The 15,928-nt window shown below is 58.1% G+C and carries 19 protein-coding genes; 17 read left to right on the top strand and 2 right to left on the bottom strand.

Features of this window, described 5'->3' with window-relative positions; all coding sequences use genetic code 11:
- The first annotated feature begins 2 nt into the window (after nt 1-2).
- The 8 genes from BQ4888_RS11600 (at nt 3) to BQ4888_RS11640 (ending at nt 8,162) form a co-directional block, all read left to right on the top strand.
- Nucleotides 3-1,130, top strand: a complete 1,128-nt coding sequence (locus tag BQ4888_RS11600; RefSeq protein WP_092057419.1) for an iron-containing alcohol dehydrogenase family protein — start codon at nt 3-5, stop codon at nt 1,128-1,130.
- Nucleotides 1,117-1,629, top strand: a complete 513-nt coding sequence (locus BQ4888_RS11605; protein ID WP_092057420.1) for a hypothetical protein — start codon at nt 1,117-1,119, stop codon at nt 1,627-1,629. The genes BQ4888_RS11600 and BQ4888_RS11605 overlap by 14 nt, the downstream gene beginning before the upstream one ends.
- Nucleotides 1,622-2,101, top strand: coding sequence for a thiamine pyrophosphate-dependent enzyme (locus BQ4888_RS11610; protein WP_092057421.1), 480 nt, complete (start codon nt 1,622-1,624; stop codon nt 2,099-2,101). Before BQ4888_RS11605 ends, BQ4888_RS11610 begins: the two co-directional genes overlap by 8 nt.
- Complete coding sequence (locus tag BQ4888_RS11615; protein WP_092057422.1) at nt 2,098-3,168, top strand: N-acetylneuraminate synthase family protein; 1,071 nt, start codon at nt 2,098-2,100, stop codon at nt 3,166-3,168. Before BQ4888_RS11610 ends, BQ4888_RS11615 begins: the two co-directional genes overlap by 4 nt.
- 177 nt (nt 3,169-3,345) lie before the next feature.
- Nucleotides 3,346-4,581 (top strand): ATP-grasp domain-containing protein, encoded by a 1,236-nt coding sequence (locus tag BQ4888_RS11625; protein ID WP_092057424.1) that lies wholly within the window; start codon nt 3,346-3,348, stop codon nt 4,579-4,581.
- Nucleotides 4,578-5,252 (top strand): PIG-L deacetylase family protein, encoded by a 675-nt coding sequence (locus BQ4888_RS11630; RefSeq protein ID WP_092057425.1) that lies wholly within the window; start codon nt 4,578-4,580, stop codon nt 5,250-5,252. Before BQ4888_RS11625 ends, BQ4888_RS11630 begins: the two co-directional genes overlap by 4 nt.
- Complete coding sequence (locus BQ4888_RS11635) at nt 5,249-6,205, top strand: methionyl-tRNA formyltransferase (protein WP_092057426.1); 957 nt, start codon at nt 5,249-5,251, stop codon at nt 6,203-6,205. Before BQ4888_RS11630 ends, BQ4888_RS11635 begins: the two co-directional genes overlap by 4 nt.
- Nucleotides 6,126-8,162 carry a glycoside hydrolase family 57 gene (locus BQ4888_RS11640; RefSeq protein WP_240746338.1) on the top strand — a complete coding sequence of 679 codons (2,037 nt, stop codon included), beginning with the start codon at nt 6,126-6,128 and terminating at the stop codon, nt 8,160-8,162. The genes BQ4888_RS11635 and BQ4888_RS11640 overlap by 80 nt, the downstream gene beginning before the upstream one ends.
- Before the next feature lie 12 nt (nt 8,163-8,174).
- Here BQ4888_RS11640 and BQ4888_RS11645 read toward each other — a convergent pair whose 3' ends face one another.
- Both BQ4888_RS11645 and BQ4888_RS11650 read right to left on the bottom strand, forming a co-directional pair.
- Nucleotides 8,175-8,609 carry a HEPN domain-containing protein gene (locus BQ4888_RS11645; RefSeq protein WP_092057427.1) on the bottom strand — a complete coding sequence of 145 codons (435 nt, stop codon included), beginning with the start codon at nt 8,607-8,609 and terminating at the stop codon, nt 8,175-8,177.
- Nucleotides 8,596-8,913, bottom strand: coding sequence for a nucleotidyltransferase domain-containing protein (locus BQ4888_RS11650; protein WP_092057428.1), 318 nt, complete (start codon nt 8,911-8,913; stop codon nt 8,596-8,598). The genes BQ4888_RS11645 and BQ4888_RS11650 overlap by 14 nt, the downstream gene beginning before the upstream one ends.
- A 314-nt stretch (nt 8,914-9,227) precedes the next feature.
- Here BQ4888_RS11650 and BQ4888_RS11655 point away from each other — a divergent pair, with 314 nt between their 5' ends.
- The 9 genes from BQ4888_RS11655 to BQ4888_RS11695 all read left to right on the top strand — a co-directional run bounded on the left by BQ4888_RS11655 (nt 9,228) and on the right by BQ4888_RS11695 (nt 15,905).
- Nucleotides 9,228-9,995: a flagellin N-terminal helical domain-containing protein gene (locus tag BQ4888_RS11655; RefSeq protein WP_092057429.1), complete on the top strand. Its 768-nt coding sequence runs from the start codon at nt 9,228-9,230 to the stop codon at nt 9,993-9,995.
- 270 nt (nt 9,996-10,265) lie between these two features.
- Nucleotides 10,266-11,030 carry a flagellin N-terminal helical domain-containing protein gene (locus BQ4888_RS11660; RefSeq protein WP_092057430.1) on the top strand — a complete coding sequence of 255 codons (765 nt, stop codon included), beginning with the start codon at nt 10,266-10,268 and terminating at the stop codon, nt 11,028-11,030.
- A gap of 100 nt (nt 11,031-11,130) precedes the next feature.
- On the top strand, nt 11,131-11,472 hold the full coding sequence (locus tag BQ4888_RS11665) for a flagellar protein FlaG (RefSeq protein WP_092057431.1): 342 nt from the start codon (nt 11,131-11,133) through the stop codon (nt 11,470-11,472).
- Nucleotides 11,473-11,501: 29 nt separating this feature from the next.
- Nucleotides 11,502-12,878: a flagellar filament capping protein FliD gene (gene fliD, locus BQ4888_RS11670; RefSeq protein ID WP_092057432.1), complete on the top strand. Its 1,377-nt coding sequence runs from the start codon at nt 11,502-11,504 to the stop codon at nt 12,876-12,878.
- A gap of 20 nt (nt 12,879-12,898) precedes the next feature.
- On the top strand, nt 12,899-13,360 hold the full coding sequence (gene fliS / locus BQ4888_RS11675) for a flagellar export chaperone FliS (protein WP_092057433.1): 462 nt from the start codon (nt 12,899-12,901) through the stop codon (nt 13,358-13,360).
- A gap of 15 nt (nt 13,361-13,375) precedes the next feature.
- Nucleotides 13,376-13,783 carry a hypothetical protein gene (locus BQ4888_RS11680; protein WP_092057434.1) on the top strand — a complete coding sequence of 136 codons (408 nt, stop codon included), beginning with the start codon at nt 13,376-13,378 and terminating at the stop codon, nt 13,781-13,783.
- 115 nt (nt 13,784-13,898) lie between these two features.
- Complete coding sequence (locus BQ4888_RS11685) at nt 13,899-14,366, top strand: flagellar brake protein (protein WP_092057435.1); 468 nt, start codon at nt 13,899-13,901, stop codon at nt 14,364-14,366.
- Between the two features lie 162 nt (nt 14,367-14,528).
- Entirely contained in the window at nt 14,529-15,185 is a 657-nt protein-coding gene (locus BQ4888_RS11690; protein ID WP_170232841.1) for a PilZ domain-containing protein, read from the top strand.
- A 30-nt stretch (nt 15,186-15,215) separates the two neighbouring features.
- The gene (locus BQ4888_RS11695) at nt 15,216-15,905 is read left to right on the top strand and encodes a PilZ domain-containing protein (protein WP_092057437.1); all 690 of its coding nucleotides are present in this window, start codon (nt 15,216-15,218) and stop codon (nt 15,903-15,905) included.
- The last annotated feature ends 23 nt before the right edge of the window (nt 15,906-15,928 follow it).

Raw genomic sequence — 15,928 nt, forward strand, 5'->3', positions numbered from 1 at the left:
CTATGTCAATACGATTGCACATACCAACCTCTATCCATTTCGGCATTGGAGCTATTGATGAACTCGATCCTTACAACGGACTTATACTGTTAGTTGTCAGTCCGTCGTTACCGGAAAGGTTAAAATTAGCGCTTGAGGCACGGTTAAAGTGTGCTGGGAATGAAGTTCTGTTATTTAAAAAACCCGTAGGTGAACCAATTTCTGCGGATATTAATCAATGTTATTCGACGTTACCGAAGAATGTTTCAGCAGTTATCGGGATTGGGGGCGGAAGTGTTCTTGATTTCGCTAAGGCATTGGCGTTATTGAGTGGTTCTGGTGGTTCAATTCTAGACTACGAATTCGGCCACCGCCAAATTGAACAAGCACTTCCCTTATATCTAGCACCAACCACTTGTGGTAGCGGAAGCGAAGTAACTCCTTACGCGGTAATAAACAATAGCAATACCGGTCGAAAATTCACGATAGGGCATCCTAAACTTCAGCCAACTCAAGCGGCAATTGATCCATTCTTGTTAAAGACATTGCCTGGTCAAGCACGACTCGTCACTGCCCTCGATGCATTCATTCACTGTCTGGAGGCTATCCTGACGCGCGCTGATGCGCGACTGGTCGAACCATTTGCCGAGTCAGGGATGGAAATAGGTTGGCGCGTTCTCAAGCACGCCGCCACCGATCACCCTACGAACGAACTACTTGAAGATTTGGCGCGTCTTTCTCTTTTTGGTGGTTTGAGCATTGCTCACAGCAGGACAGGCCTTATCCATACTCTCTCGGTGGCTCTAGCGCCATTCTGTCATACACCGCACGGCCTTCTTAATGCAAAGCTTCTTCCATTTGCTCTCAAGCATAACCTTACTGGTTATAACGGAAAGCTGGCAGAAATCGTTAGTCGCTGTAGCGGGCTTCCCATCAAGGACGATATTGACGCATGTCAGTGCCTGGAAGATTGGGTGGTCGGTCTTATTGGATTTTCATCCTGTGAGCTGGCTGCAACCATCCATTCCCATGAGGCTGCGGTTCTAGAAAGATTACTGCAAGATCGTGGCCTTCCGGGAGTTAGCCATGGCCCGATCGACGAAGAATCTTTAACAAGATTGGTCTGGAGGATTGCGGATGCGCAGGGATGAGTTTGGACGTGAACTATTTGATCAAAAATGTACGGCGACCATTTTTGCTGCGACACTTACCGGTCACTGTGATTGGATTAGTGGCGTTCCTGATAGCGTATTTCGACGGGTATTGCCTGCACTCCCACAATGGTATTTTTCCCCCAGAGAAAATCACGCTGTTGCGATGGCTTTTGGTGCTCGTCTCGGAGGAAAGAGGCCAGCGGTCCTTATTCAAAACAGCGGGCTTGGCCTTTGTCTCGACGCGCTCCTCGGCACTTTTAGGCTGTTCGGGCAGGGCATGTTGCTCGTAGTCTCAAACAGGGGGGTACTACCATGGGAAGAGGTTCAGCATAGAGATTGGGGCTTAATTACCGAAAACCTTCTCAAAGCTGCTTGCATACCACAAATCGATTTTAACCAAGAAGGGATTGAAGGGCTTAAGCGGGCTGCTAGTCAGGCTGAAGAGGAAAGAATCATTGTTTCTCTTATACTGCAAAGGGGGAATCTAGATGAATAACCGGCCAGATACAATACGTGCCATACTCGATGCGCACCCCGATGCTTTTGTTGTTTTCAGTAACGGCCTTACCTCACGGGAGGCTGCATATTTTCATAGAGAAAATCGGTGCATCTATTTGTTGCATGCCATGGGGGAAGCTCTGGCAGTTGGCGTAGGTCTTTCTCAGGCATGTTCTAGTCTTGAGATAGTAGTTATTGAGGGTGACGGCAATGCTCTCATGGGATTGGCTGCTTGGAGCCTAATGCCTGTGCCCAACCTGTATTACTACGTCCTTGACAACGGCAGCTATGAAACTACTGGCGGCCAGAAGTTGCCATCCCTGCCTGTCATTCCCAGCTGGTGCAAGCTTATGCCTGTGCTACCAGGTAAGGCAGCGGCGACCCCTAACCCCCCCCTCCCTGACGAAATTTGGAACGCCTGCCAGCAGTGGCTGAGAAATCATAGATATCTGGAGGAGCCTGCAAAATGACTATTCGTACCGTTTTTCCTACTGCAACCGGATCCATTGAAATTGGCGATGGACTGCCAACGCACCTGATCGCCGAAATTGGTCTCAATCACAATGGAAGCGAAGAGCTTGCGCGAGACATGATTCGTCAGGCCGCAATTGCCGGCGCAACTTTCGTTAAGTTCCAGAAACGTTCTCCCGCAGATCTCGCTACAGCTGATTTTCTCGATGCTCCGTTCGAAAAATGTCCTGCAATGGGACGAACCCAGAGGGAAGTCCGTGAGCGATTGGAGCTCCCTCTGTCGACATATAAGCGCCTACGAGAGTATGCAGAGAGTTTGGGATTAGTTTTCTTTGCTTCTGCCTTTGACTTGCCCAGTTTAGATTTTCTGCTCCATGCGGGAGTTCAGATAATCAAGATTGCAAGTCATTGTTTTACACACGGCCCTCTCTTGCAACGAATCGCTGAGTTAAATCTTCCAGTCATCGCAAGCATTGGAGGTACAACAATTGAAGAGCGAGAGAAATCCTTGGATATTCTGCATGATAATCCTCTTGTACTGCTACACTGCGTAAGTTCTTATCCAACTCCAGATACAATGGCAACACTGGATACTATCGCGCACATGCGAGAGCGTTATGGCGTGCCAGTCGGATTTTCCAGCCACGAAGTTGGTATTGACCTTTCAGTAGCTTCATCGTTGCTCGGTGCTTGTATGATTGAACGGCATTTCACTCTAAACCGAGCCATGATTGGATTGGATCAACCTATCAGTCTCGAACCTCCTGAATTCGCGGAAATGGCACTCAAAGTGCGACGGTTGAAGGCAGCTCGGGGAATTGCCCAAGGGCTGCATGAAGCCGAAAAAGCTGCTAAGTACGCATACCACGTTGCCGTTTGCTCATCCGAGCTAATCCCTGCTGGGACAGTAATTAAGCCAGAAATGCTTGTGTGCAAGCAACCACTGGCCGATCCAAAGTGCTTCTTCACCGGACTTGAACTCGATGTCGTTGTCGGGCAGGTGGCAAAAATCGATTTGGCAGCTGATTCTGCGATCCCCCGTGATGCTGTAGAGAAAAAGCCATGAGAGGACAGACCATCTGGATCGTCAGCGGCGGAACTGAGGCGGTCCCGGGAATCCGCCGGGCAAAAGATATGGGACTCCATGTGGTGGTGAGTGATGGGAGCCCGAAGGCTTCGAGAACTCTCGTCGCGGATAGTTTGGTCATGGCAAGCACACACGACGTGAACGGAGGAATGTTTTTTGTCTGAGTATGCCGAAAAAACGCTGTTTTTTGTCGGCGGGGGCGCGGAAGCCTTGCCGGGTATCGAAAAGGCTCGGGATCTGGGGTTGCATGTGGTGGTGAGCGACCTGAACCCCGATGCACCGGGGATGTTGGCGGCCCATGACCAGTTGGTGGCGAGTACCTACGACGTTGCGACCACCCTCTCCGTGGCGAAGCGCTATCACCGTGAGGTCCGACGGATCGATGGGGTTATGTGTCTGGCGACCGATGTTCCCCTGACCGTGGCGGCGGTCGCCGCCGAGTTGGGACTGCCCGGCATTCCCGTCGCGGTGGCGGCGCGGGCCATGGACAAACTGGCGATGAAACGGCAGTTCGCCATGGATGGAGTCGCCATTCCGTGGTTCTCCCCGGCCGATTCCGCCCGTCATTTGCACGAGTTGGTGGCGGAGCAGGGGCTGCCGCTGGTTCTCAAGCCGGTTGACAGCCGTGGTGGGCGCGGCGTGCAACGCTTGACTCCGGATGTCGATCTGACAGCGGCATATGCGCGTGCCTTGGGACACTCGCCCACCAGTCGGGTGATGGTAGAACGCTATCTGCCCGGTCCGCAGATCAGTACCGAAAGCATCATTCTGGATGGAGAGTGTCACACCCCTGGGTTCGCGGATCGCAATTACGAATTCATCGACCGTTATGCTCCCAATTTCATCGAAAATGGGGGCACCATGCCTAGTTGTCTGCCGGGGTCGACGCGGGAGGCGGTTCTCGATCTGGTGCGACAGGCGGCCGCCAGCCTCGGCGTGACCCGTGGAGTGGTCAAGGGGGATCTGGTTGTCAGCGCCGGCAAGCCCTATGTGATCGAGTTGGCGGCCCGGCTTTCGGGAGGGTGGTTCTGTACCCACGAGATTCCCCTTAATGTCGGCGTCGATCTCGTGCTCGCGGTCATTCGCCTTTCTCTCGGGCTTCCCGTGACGGCCTCCAGCTTGCAGCCCCGCTATGAGCGCGGAGTTGCCCTGCGATTGCTGTTCCCCCAACCCGGCCGGGTAATCGCCATCGAGGGGGAGCAGTCGGCCCGCGCCATGCCGGGGGTGGCGATGGTCCGGGTCGCGGTGCGCCCAGGGGATATTGTGGTTCAACCGACGGATTCCAACGCTTCGGCGGGCATGGTGATCGCCGTGGCCGAGGAGCGCGATGAAGCGGCGCGGCGCGCCGAGGCCGCCATTCGAACCATCCGGGTGCGAACGGAGCCGGTATGAATATTCTCGTCGTCGTAGCCCATCCCGATGATGAAGTCCTGGGCGCCGGAGGCACGATTGCCCGGCACCTTCGGGACGGTGACCATGTCGCGGTGGTTATTCTGGGCAGCGGTCTTTCGTCGCGACTCGATTGTCCCGAGCAACTGATGCGGGAGGACCAGGAGGCATTGCAGGGAGATTGCCGCCAGGCGGCGGCGATTCTCGGGGTTCGCGATCTGCGTTTGAGGGATTTGCCCGACAACCGATTCGACCGGATGGATCTTCTCGATATCGTCAAAATCATCGAACCAATCGTTGACGAGGTCCGGCCGGAGGTCGTTTACACCCATCATCCGGGGGATCTCAATATCGATCATCAACGCACCGCCATGGCAACTCTTACCGCCTGTCGACCCCTGCCGGGGAGTTCGGTGCGGAGGATCCTGGCGATGGAGATTCCTTCCGCTACCGGCTGGGGAGACCCGGCGCAGCCCTTCGTGCCGAATGTCTATGTGAATATCGGTGACGTCCTGGCCTGCAAAATCGAGGCGATGTCTGCCTATCGGGGGGAGTCGCGGCCCTTTCCCCATGCGCGTTCGTTCCTGTCCCTGGAAGCGCGCGCCCATGCCTGGGGGTGTCAGGTCGGCGTCCCGGCGGCGGAACCCTTTGTGCTGTTGCGGGAGATTTTATGATAAAGCCGAGCGCCGAGCCGTTGCGTATCCTGTATGTCGGCGCACGCATCGTGGGTCGCGGATGCCTGCAAGCGCTGCTGGAGGCGGGGGCGAATGTCGTCGGTCTGCTCTATCTGGATGATCTGAAGGCGGAAATTACCGTGGCGCATTGCGTCTTTGACGATCTGATCGAGGGCTACGGTCTCCACGCCCGCTCTTTCATTTCCTTGAACGATCCGGACCTTCTCGCTTGGGCGGAGGACTGCCGGCCCGAGGTGGGAATGGTGATCGGGGTTTCTCAGTTGGTGGGAAAAGATCTCTTGGCAGTGCCCGGGCAGGGTTTTATCGGCATGCATCCGACCCTGCTGCCCGAGGGACGCGGTCGGGCGCCTATCCCCTGGGCACTGATTAAGGGCCTGGAACGAACCGGTGTGAGCCTGTTCTGGTGCGAGACCGAGGCCGATACCGGCGAGCTTTTATGTCAGGCGGAAGTTCCTGTCTATTATGAGGATACTGCCGCCATCCTCGGGGCTCGAACCGACAGGGTCGCGGCGCGCCTGTTGGTCGAATGTGTGCCGTTGCTGGCGGGCGGCCAACCGCCCCGGATCGCCCAGGACGACAGTCGCGCGACCCTTTGGCCGCGCCGCCGCCCCGAAGATGGGCTTATCGACTGGTCTCTTGAAAAGCGTGCAATCTACAACTGGGTGCGGGCGTTGACCCGGCCCTACCCCGGAGCCTTTACTTTTTTCGCCGGACGGAAGCTTTTCGTCTGGGCCTGCCGCGAGTCGGAGGATCGGCGCATGGCGCAACCGGGCAGCGTTGTCGACGTGTTCCCCCATGGGGTTCTGGTCGGCAGCGGCGCCGGCACGGTTTTGTTGACCCAGGTGCAATGGGATGATGGGCCGGAAATCCCGGCCGGCGCGGCGGGACTGCGCCCTGGCGATCAATTGTGGGGGCGGCATGGGGCTACTTAAGCTCTTCTCCTTCTTCCACCTCAACCTTGCCTTCTCCTCCATCGAGGAGGAGGCGCGTCCCGAGGTGATTCGCTGCTGCTACTGGCCACTGCTGCGCCTGATCCGCGAGCAGCGCCTGCCGCTGGGGATCGAGGCGTCGGGCTACACCTTGGAGGAAATTTCCCGGCTGGATCCCGAGTGGGTGGCGGAACTGCGGGAACTCTGTACCCGGGGCTTGGCGGAATTCATCGGCAGCGGCTATGCCCAGCTGATCGGGCCGCTGGTGCCGGCGGCGGTCAATCGCGCCAACCAGCGCATCGGCCTACGGGTCTATGAGGAGTTACTCGGGTTCCGCCCCGAACTGGTTTTGGTCAGTGAGCAGGCCTACTCGGCGGGATTGGTGCCGATCTATCGCGAGGCCGGCTACCGGGCGCTCATCATGGAGTGGGACAACCCCGGCAGCGCCCGCCCGGGGTGGCAGCCCCATTGGCGCTATCTGCCCCAGTACGCGCTGGGCGCCGACGGCTCGGCCCTGCCGGTGATCTGGAATAAATCGATCCCCTTCCAGAAATTTCAGCGCTACGTGCACGGCGAAATGGAACTGTCCGAATACCTGGAATTTCTCGGCAGTCGGGTGGGGAGTGAGGAGCGCACCTTTTCCTTATACGGCAACGACGCCGAAATTTTCGATTTTCGCCCCGGTCGGTTTCACACCGAGGCGGCGATGGGCGGCGAAAGCGAGTGGGGGAGAATCGCCCGTCTCTATGCCGCGGTTCGGGAGGATGGCCGTTTCAACCTGATCCGGCCGAGCGAGGTCCTCGCCTTTCTCGACCGGCCCGGCGCCGGTAACCATCTGCACCTGGAATCGGCGGCGCAGCCGGTGCCGGTGAAGAAGCAGGCCAAATACAACGTCATGCGCTGGGCGCTGACCGGGCGCGACGATCTCGGGCTGAATACTCTCTGTTGGAGGATATATGAAGCCTTGGCCGCCGATGCCGATTCGCTCGAAACCGACTGGAAAGAGCTCTGTTATCTGTGGGGCAGCGATTTCCGGACACATATCACGGCCCGGCGCTGGCAAGGTGTTCAGGAACGGCTGTCCGCCCTGCGGCAGCGCCTCAAGCCGGTTCCGAGCAGGGTTGTTTCCGAGGCTTGCGAGGTTCCAGCCGAGACATTCCGGGTGGAACGAAACGGAGCCTTTCTCGACATCGAAACCGATTCTCAGCGGCTGCGCCTCAACTGTCGCCGGGGTCTGGCGGTGGACGGCTGGTGGGATAGGGCACTCTCGGAGCAATCGTTGGTCGGGACGTTGCCTCACGGTTATTACGACGATATTCATTATGGCGCCGACTATTACACCGGCCATTTCGTGCTGGAGATTCCCTGCCGGCACAAAATCACCGACCTGGCCGGCGTCGACCCACGTTGGGCGGTTGTCGATGGCCGATTGAAGGTTTCCGCCGAAATTTCAACCAGCCTTGGACCGGTGCGCAAGGAAATCTTGGTTGCCCGCGATCGACCGGGCTTCGAAATCATCCACCATTTCCATTGGCCGACCTGTCCCAACGGCACCTTGCGTCTGGGCCACGTCACCCTCAATCCCGAACTGTTCGAGCAAGCCAGTCTCTTCTATCGCACCCACAACGGCGGCGACGTCGCCGAGACCTTTCCTCTTCATAATGAGCCGGTCAATCATTTGGCGCCGGTTTCCGCCCTGGTTTCGGCCAGCCACGGCCTGGGAGTCACTTCGGGGGTGGTGGAACTCGGCGATGCCCGCCGCCGGGTGCGGATCGAGGTGGACAAGTCCGCCGCCGCCGTGACCGGCCACATCCTCTACGCGCCGGTGGACGAACGGTATTTTTTCCGCCTGGTTCTTTCGGCAATGGAGATGGATGATACTTCCTGCCATGTTGCCAGCCGCGCGGTTTTTTCCGATCTGAAAGTACGGATGAAGTTGACCGGACTTGCCGGCGATTAGATTGCTTCCGGATTATTGAGGTAACACGTTTCGGGAAAATCCTTCTTCCGTCAAAACACCCATGATTATCTGCCTGGTTTGCTCTGCGATCGCAATAGATCTTCGCGCCTCTTCTCCGCTTACCGGCTCATCTTCCCCCGGGTATCTTGTGGTCACCGCAAAGGGGGTCAACTCTTCCGCATCGCGAAAGGTGTCGGGCCATGATCGAAGTCCTTCGGCTATTTCGACCAGACGAGCAAGGTTGTGGGTGAAGGGGAAGTCTACTTGTCGGAAAACAAGATAGGCCTTGAGGTGTTTCTCGGCGCATTGCTGCGCATGGTACGCAATCAGCCGGTAAGGTACGGTAGATTTCAAGGTCAGGGCGTGTTTGGCCAAAACAAGATCTTCATCGGCATAATCCAGCCATTGCTGAACTTTACGGGAGATATCCCGCTCAGTGACGGACATAGAGGGTTACCCCTTCTTTCCAGGCCGGACGCGCGATGGTGCCGGGGATTTCTTTGTCGCGCTCGAATTCATCGGGGGTCAGTATGATAATGTCGCGTGCGAAACCGCTTCCGCGCAGCGTGCGATCCATGGCGACCATCATCGCCCGGCGGTTGCCGCGAAGGGGGGTTATGACCAACAAATCGACATCGCTGTGAAGGTCGGCATCGCCCCTTGCCTGCGACCCGAAAAGAATAATCCGCTCCGGATCGAATTCGACGGCAAGTTTGCCCACGGCGTTGCGAATAGCTTCGGTGTTGACCATAAGAGCGAACCTCCTGTCTTGGTTAATACCCGAAAACTATAGCCGAATTGACCGACGAAAGGAATGATGAATGATGAATGATGAATGATGAATGATGCGCGCTCGGTCACATGCAGGGGCGCAGCATGCTGCGCCCTTACGGCCTCCTCACCCCTCACCCCTCACCCCTCACCCCTCACTTGCCCCTTCCCCCCTTCCTTCCCAAAAAAATCTAAAGTTTCCCCTCCTGCCGGTCGAAAAGACGGTCAACGAGACGACAACGGTTGTTTTCAGCCGATTTTTCTTCATCGACCGCACATCACAGGAGGCCCATCATGGCAATGGTCATCAACACCAACATGGCATCGCTCAATGCCCAGCGTCACCTTTCCGGCAGCCAGAGCAAGCTGGCGAAATCGATGGAGCGTTTGGCCACCGGCAAGCGGATCAACAGCGGACAAGACGATGCCGCCGGTCTGGGTATTTCCAGCCGTCTCGGGGGCAAGATCCGCGCTCTCAATCAATCGGTACGTAATGCGAACGACGGCGTCTCCATGGCGAAAGCCGGCGACGGCGCCTTGGCCGAAGTCGCCAACATGCTCGAGCGCATGCGCGAACTGGTCAACCAGAAGGGCGACGGCGCTCTGAACGCGAACGACAAATCGGCGATCACCGCCGAAATGACCTCGCTGCAAACCGAAATCAACAACATCAAGACCAACACCAAGTTTAACGGTGTATCGCTGCTGAGTGGCCTCAACATCGCCTTCACTGTTGGTGAAACCGATACCTACAACCTGAATGTCCCAGCTCCATCAGTGGCCGCCGGTTCCACCGCCACCAGTGTGGAAGCGGCCATCGACAGCGTCAGCAAGGCCCGGGGAGACTTCGGCAAGGCGATCACCGTCCTTGAATCCCGCGCCAAGAACTCGGCCGCTTTGGCCGAGAACCTCTCCGCCGCCCGTTCCCAGATTCTCGATGCGGACATCGCGGCCGAGACGGCGGAAATGACCAAGGCGAACGTACTGCAGCAGGCCGGGGTTTCGATTCTGGCCCAGGCCAACCAGTCGCCGCAGGTGGTGCTGTCGTTGCTGCAAGGGTAAAAACAGGTGAGGAGTGAGGGGTTAGGAGTGAGGAAGGTCTTGCTCCTTTCTCTTCTAAGACTCTGAAAATATTGAAGTTAAAAATATTTAGCGGGATGTGAAAAAAATTCTAAAGTTTTCGACCGGGTCGGTCGATAAGACAATCGAGGGAAGGGATCGCCAGACTGCCGGGAAAGGGGGTGACTCGATCAGGCGTAACGTGCGAAATCTTCTTGAACACACAACCCGAAGGGCAAGGAAGCCCGTCACCAAACCTCAAGGAGGAACATCATGGCAATGGTAATCAACACCAATATGGCATCCCTCAACGCGCAACGTCACCTTTCCGGCAGCCAGAGCAAGCTGGCGAAATCAATGGAGCGTCTGGCCACCGGCAAGCGGATCAACAGCGGACAGGACGATGCCGCCGGTCTGGGTATCTCCAGCCGGCTCGGGGGCAAGATCCGCGCCCTGAACCAATCGGTACGTAATGCGAACGACGGCGTTTCCATGGCGAAAGCCGGCGACGGCGCCCTGGCGGAAGTGGCCAACATGCTCGAGCGGATGCGCGAACTGGTCAACCAGAAGGGCGACGGCGCTCTGAACGCGAACGACAAATCGGCGATCACCGCCGAAATGACGTCGCTGCAGACCGAGATCAACAACATCAAGACCAACACCAAGTTCAACGGCGTTTCACTTCTGAGTGGCCTCAATGTTAGCTTTACCGTCGGCGAGACCGACACCTATAATCTGAACGTCGCCACCGCTTCGGTGGCCGCCGGCTCCACCGCCAGCACCGTGGAAGCGGCCATCGACAGCGTCAGCAAGGCCCGGGGGGATTTCGGCAAGGCGATCACCGTCCTTGAATCCCGCGCCAAGAACTCGGCCGCTTTGGCCGAGAACCTCTCCGCCGCCCGTTCCCAGATTCTGGATGCGGACATCGCGGCCGAGACGGCGGAAATGACCAAGGCGAACGTTCTGCAACAGGCGGGGGTCTCGATTCTGGCCCAGGCCAACCAATCGCCGCAAGTCGTTCTTTCTCTGCTCCAGTAATTCAGTAACCCGGAGTATGCCGGGGGACGGATCTCCCGTCTCCCGGCTTTTTCAGCCCGGCCTCTACTGAAACCAGGAAGCCGGGCCAGGGAGTTTCGCCATGAAAATCGGATCATTTTCACCCGCGGGCAACACGGTGCAGCAGCAGGCGACCGCTCCCGAGAAAATTCAACGGGAACGGAGTTCTGGTGCGGCGGCCGTTGAAGCCAAAAACGAAAAAAAAGTCGCTCCGGAAGAGATTCTTGACAAGATCACCGCCTTGACCGACAACGGAACGCACAGTGTGCGCTTTGAGATGGACAAGGATATCCAGGCGCTGGTGGTCAAAATCTATGATCGCCAGACAGACGAACTCGTGCGCCAGATCCCGGCGGAAGAGGTGCTGGAGACGGCCAAGGATCTACGCAATTATCGCGGCCTGCTGGTCGATGACAAAGGCTAGGTGCGGATGCGGAATCCGGGGAGGAAATCATGGGTTTAACCTTGGGTGGACTTGCATCGGGAATGGATACCGGCGCCATCATCGAAGCGCTGGTTGGGGTCAAACGGACTCCCATCACGCGCATGGAAGAGCGTAAGACGCAAGCTAATGCCCGTCTTACCGCTCTGAAGACGTTCGATACCAAGCTGGACTCCCTGCTGGCCAAGGTCGATGGCCTTGAAACCGGACGCGATCTGCTCGCCAACAAAGCGACCGCCAGCTCCGAAACCAATCTTTCGGCCACGGCCTATAGCTCGGCGACGCCGGGCAGTTACCAGGTCAAAGTCGGTCAGTTGGCCCAGGTGGAAAAGGCGGTCTATCAGGGAGTGGCGGACAAGAGTACCACGACCTTCGGCACGGGAACCCTTCGCCTGGGTCACGACGGGCTCGACGCGGTTGCTTATCCCGATGGTTATGTCGATATCGCCATCGACGAAAGCAACAACACCCTTGAAGGCATGCGCGACGCTATCAATGCGAAAAGTGCTGATAGCGGCGTGACCGCCTCGATCATCAACGACGGCAGCGGCACGCCTTACCGGCTGGTGCTGACCGGCAAGACGGTGAAGGATGCCAACATTACGTTGGATGCCTCGAATCTGACTGGTGGCGCCGCCTTACCAGTGAAGGATACCGCCGTATCGAGTGCCGCTCGACAGGCGATTGTGCAGGTGGACGGGGTGACCATTCGCAGTGACAGCAACACCCTCACCGAAGCAATTCCCGGCGTGACCCTGGACCTCAAGCAGTCCGCCGCTGGGTTCGATTCCGGCGCACCGGATTGGAATGCCGTGACCGCGACGAACATTACCGTGACCACGGACAATGCCGGAATCCAGAAAAAGGTCGAGGATTTCGTTTCCGCCTTTAACGATCTGCTCAAAGCGTCCCAGGATGAAGCCTTGGCCAACGACGGCGGAATCCAGGTGGTCATGCGAACCTTGAGGGGCAAGCTATACAACACCACGGATGCCACGGGATTATACCAACTGGGAGTCAAGACCGAGAAGGACGGCTCCCTGACTGTCGATACCACGAAGCTGGGAAAGGCGATCAGCGATAACCTGGCGGGAGTCAAAAGTCTTCTGGCCGGAGACGACCTCACGGTCAAGGGGATCGGCGACCTGCTCAAGGAATCCCTCGTCAGTTTCACCAGCCCGACCACCGGCGTGTTGGCCAACCGGCAGTCGATCATTGAAAGCTCCATCCGCAGTCTCGATAAAGAGATTGCCCGGGGAGAAGAACGCCTGACGGCTTACGAGGAACAGTTGACCGCCCAGTTCTCCGCCATGGAACAACTGGTCAGTTCGATGAATTCCCAAGGGAATTATTTCAGCCAGCAAGCCGCGATCTGGGCAAACATGTAAAATCACAAGGAGGTCGAAAGATGTCCGCTGCCTATATGAATCAATATTTCGAGAATCAGGTCAATACGGCTTCCCCCGAGCAGCTGTTGATCATGCTTTACAACGGGGCAATCCGTTTTGTCGGCGAAGCCGAAGAGGCGATGGCGAACAAGAAAATCGCCTATCGCGGCGAGCGTATCAGCAAGGCCATCGCCATCCTCTCGGAGCTTTCGGCAACCCTCGATCATGAGATCGGCGGCGAGATCGCGGCCAACCTGGAATCGCTTTATGATTATATGATCCGCACCCTGCTGGCGGCGAACGTTCAGGACGACGCGAGCAAGCTGGTCGAGGTACGGGAAATGCTGAGCGGGATGCGCGACACCTGGCTCGATGCCATCGACAAGGTACGTTCCGAGCAGGCCGCCGAGGCGTCCGAGAGCGTCGCAAAAAAGTTTGAGGCGGCGCCCGCGGGATATCGCCCCCTGGCCGTCGCCCTCTAACCGGACGGGGGCGCCATGACCAGCGTGGATGAACTGTTGCGGCGGACCGTGGAACAATACCGCGAATTGCTGGAGATTTTCACCTCTCTCGAAGGGCCTTTGGCGCGGGGGGAGCGGGAGTTGATCGAAGAACGGGTTGCGGCGATGGAAGCCTGTCAGGCCGAGGTGCGGGAGCTCGATGCGGCGCTGATGGCGCAGGTGACCCGTCAGGGACTGCCGACCCACCTGCTACCTTTGGGGAGGGAATATCGGGAACTGCTGGAGCAGGCGGCCGAATGCAACCAGGCTTTGCTGGAGCGGGCGCGGGTGCATCAGGCGCTGGTGGCCGCCGAGTTGGCCGAACTCAAGGGCAACCAGACCGCCTTGGCCGGTTATCGCCTGCCCGAGGAAAGTCGCGGGCGGGGCTTGAGCGGAAGTTACTGAAAAAAGCCGGAGCGGCGACAGGCTCCGGCTTTTTCCCTTAAGAAAATCGTCTCCTTGGTCGATAAGACAAGCAAGAAGAGATCTTTGGCTTCTGCTTTGACCAAGGAGAATTGTTATGTTCGCACTGCCGAGAATCCTGCCGAAAAAATCCCCGCAAGTTTCTTTTGCTTTCAGCCAAGAGGCGACCACGCCGACCTTGGGTTACGAGCCCAGCGACGAGCGCGCCTTCTTTCGCATCGATACGGAAATCGCGGTGCGCTACCGCCCGCTGCGCGCCGACCGGCAAAGCCCTGAGCGGCAGTGGCTGGCAGTGAATCTCAGCGGCGGCGGCATCAGTTTTGAAATCACCCCGCCGTTGCAGGTCGGGGAAAAAGCCTGGCTGGAGCTGGAACTTTCCGACCGCTCGGCGCCGGTGCGTTGCCTCGCCGAGGTGGTGCGCCTCTTCACCGCCGAAAACGGCGCACAGCATGCGGCCTTCTCTTTCGATACCCTCGCCCCTCGCGATCAGGACCGCATTATCGCCTTCTGCCTGGCCGAACAGCGCAAGGCCCTGCGGGAGAGGGTGCGGGTTCGCATGGCTTAATCGCTTCCGACTTCTTGAACAGCTCATCCATCCCTCCGGTCCTCACCGGGGGGATGTTTTCTTCGGCGACCGGGGCATTCTGAACTAATGGGTTGCGCGACGTCGCTAAATCCGTATACAAAAGGAGAAACTGTGCAGCCGGGAAAGGGGAGAACGATGCGCGTGGATGAACTTCTGGCCCACATGGGGGCCTTGCCGATGGTCAAGGTGGTGCTGCCGACCCCTACGGGTTCGGTCTTTCTCGAAGGGAAGGTTGGCAAGGTCGACGAGGCCGAATTCGCTTTGGAGCTTTTTCCCCATCAGTTGACCCTGGCGGAACTCGCCCCCGGCGTCGAGGCCGTCCTTTCTTGCGACCGGTCGGGGCAGGTCTTTCTCTTGCACGCCCTGGTGGTCGAGGCCCTGGGGGAAAAATATCTGCGCCTGCAGCCAGTCAAGGTCGAGGAACGTCCCCAGCAGCGGGAGTTCTTCCGGATCGATGCCGAGGTCTTTCTCAAAATCTGGCTGGTTGATCGCAAAACCCCCGGTCAGCAGGAAGTGCGGCGGCAACAGATCAATCTGAGCGGCAACGGCCTGCGTTTCGAGGTCGAGCAGCCCTTGCACATCGGCCAGTTGCTCGGCCTGGAGCTGCGACTGCCCGAGGTCGACGGCGAGGTGGCCCAGGGGGTGGGGCGGGTGGTGCGTCTGGTCGATCAGGGAGAGGGCGCCCAGCAGGTTTCCCTTGAACTGGTGGAGATCGAAGAGACCGAACAGGACAAAATTATCCGTTTCTGCCTGGCCGAGCAGCGCAAGCAGCTGCGTATGCGGGTCAAGGTGCGTTGAATGGGTTCCAAGGGTCGGATGAGGTAAGCCATGTTTTCGCCGGATGTGCTGGCATTGCTGGAGGATTTTCGCGTCGCCCGGGTCGCCTTGCCGACCGCGGAGGGGGAGCGCACGCTGGAGTGCGCGATCCGTTTTTTGCCCCCCGACGGGCTCGAAGCCCGCTTCCTCGCTGGCGAACTGGCCGATATCCCCCTCGCTGCGGAATCCCTTCTACGGGTTTTCTGCGAGGCGGGGCTATCGACCTTTTCCATCCAGGCGCGGGTCGAGAAGGTGCTCGATGAACATCTGCTGCGCTTGCGCATCGAGGGGGGGAGCAGTCACGGTGATACCCGCCATCATTTCCGGGTCGACACCCGAGTCAACCTGCGTTTCTGGCCGGTGGGCGGCAATCCGCCGACGGCGGGGGAATCGTTGGAAGTGAATCTCAGTAACGGCGGCATGCGCTTCACCACGGCGGCGCCTCTCGAGTTGGGGCAGTTGCTGGCCGTGGAAATCGGTCTGCCGGGGGCGGAGGAGGCTCCCGTCTCGGCGAGCGGAAGGGTGGTCGGGGTTTGGCGGAAGGATGGGCAGGGGCATGAGGTGGTGGTGAAGTTCACCGAACTGGCGTCGGAGCAGCTCAATCGCCTCTCCGAGTTCTGCCTGGGCCTCAAGTTCCGCAAGATGTGCGAGCGGGTGGAGTTTCTCGGGTCGTTGCTCAAGCCGCGTCCGCCGGAAGAATGATTTTTAAGAGTGGATCTTGACGA

This window comes from Desulfuromonas acetexigens (assembly GCF_900111775.1).
Lineage (GTDB): Bacteria > Desulfobacterota > Desulfuromonadia > Desulfuromonadales > Trichloromonadaceae > Trichloromonas > Trichloromonas acetexigens.

Coding starts and splice junctions, on each gene's coding strand:
- BQ4888_RS11600 (WP_092057419.1), top strand. CDS start 3: ATGTCAATACGATTGCACATACCAACCTCTATCCATTTCGGCATTGGA.
- BQ4888_RS11605 (WP_092057420.1), top strand. CDS start 1,117: ATGCGCAGGGATGAGTTTGGACGTGAACTATTTGATCAAAAATGTACG.
- BQ4888_RS11610 (WP_092057421.1), top strand. CDS start 1,622: ATGAATAACCGGCCAGATACAATACGTGCCATACTCGATGCGCACCCC.
- BQ4888_RS11615 (WP_092057422.1), top strand. CDS start 2,098: ATGACTATTCGTACCGTTTTTCCTACTGCAACCGGATCCATTGAAATT.
- BQ4888_RS11630 (WP_092057425.1), top strand. CDS start 4,578: ATGAATATTCTCGTCGTCGTAGCCCATCCCGATGATGAAGTCCTGGGC.
- BQ4888_RS11635 (WP_092057426.1), top strand. CDS start 5,249: ATGATAAAGCCGAGCGCCGAGCCGTTGCGTATCCTGTATGTCGGCGCA.
- BQ4888_RS11640 (WP_240746338.1), top strand. CDS start 6,126: ATGATGGGCCGGAAATCCCGGCCGGCGCGGCGGGACTGCGCCCTGGCG.
- BQ4888_RS11645 (WP_092057427.1), bottom strand. CDS start 8,609: ATGTCCGTCACTGAGCGGGATATCTCCCGTAAAGTTCAGCAATGGCTG.
- BQ4888_RS11650 (WP_092057428.1), bottom strand. CDS start 8,913: ATGGTCAACACCGAAGCTATTCGCAACGCCGTGGGCAAACTTGCCGTC.
- BQ4888_RS11655 (WP_092057429.1), top strand. CDS start 9,228: ATGGCAATGGTCATCAACACCAACATGGCATCGCTCAATGCCCAGCGT.
- BQ4888_RS11660 (WP_092057430.1), top strand. CDS start 10,266: ATGGCAATGGTAATCAACACCAATATGGCATCCCTCAACGCGCAACGT.
- BQ4888_RS11665 (WP_092057431.1), top strand. CDS start 11,131: ATGAAAATCGGATCATTTTCACCCGCGGGCAACACGGTGCAGCAGCAG.
- fliD (WP_092057432.1), top strand. CDS start 11,502: ATGGGTTTAACCTTGGGTGGACTTGCATCGGGAATGGATACCGGCGCC.
- fliS (WP_092057433.1), top strand. CDS start 12,899: ATGTCCGCTGCCTATATGAATCAATATTTCGAGAATCAGGTCAATACG.
- BQ4888_RS11680 (WP_092057434.1), top strand. CDS start 13,376: ATGACCAGCGTGGATGAACTGTTGCGGCGGACCGTGGAACAATACCGC.
- BQ4888_RS11685 (WP_092057435.1), top strand. CDS start 13,899: ATGTTCGCACTGCCGAGAATCCTGCCGAAAAAATCCCCGCAAGTTTCT.
- BQ4888_RS11695 (WP_092057437.1), top strand. CDS start 15,216: ATGTTTTCGCCGGATGTGCTGGCATTGCTGGAGGATTTTCGCGTCGCC.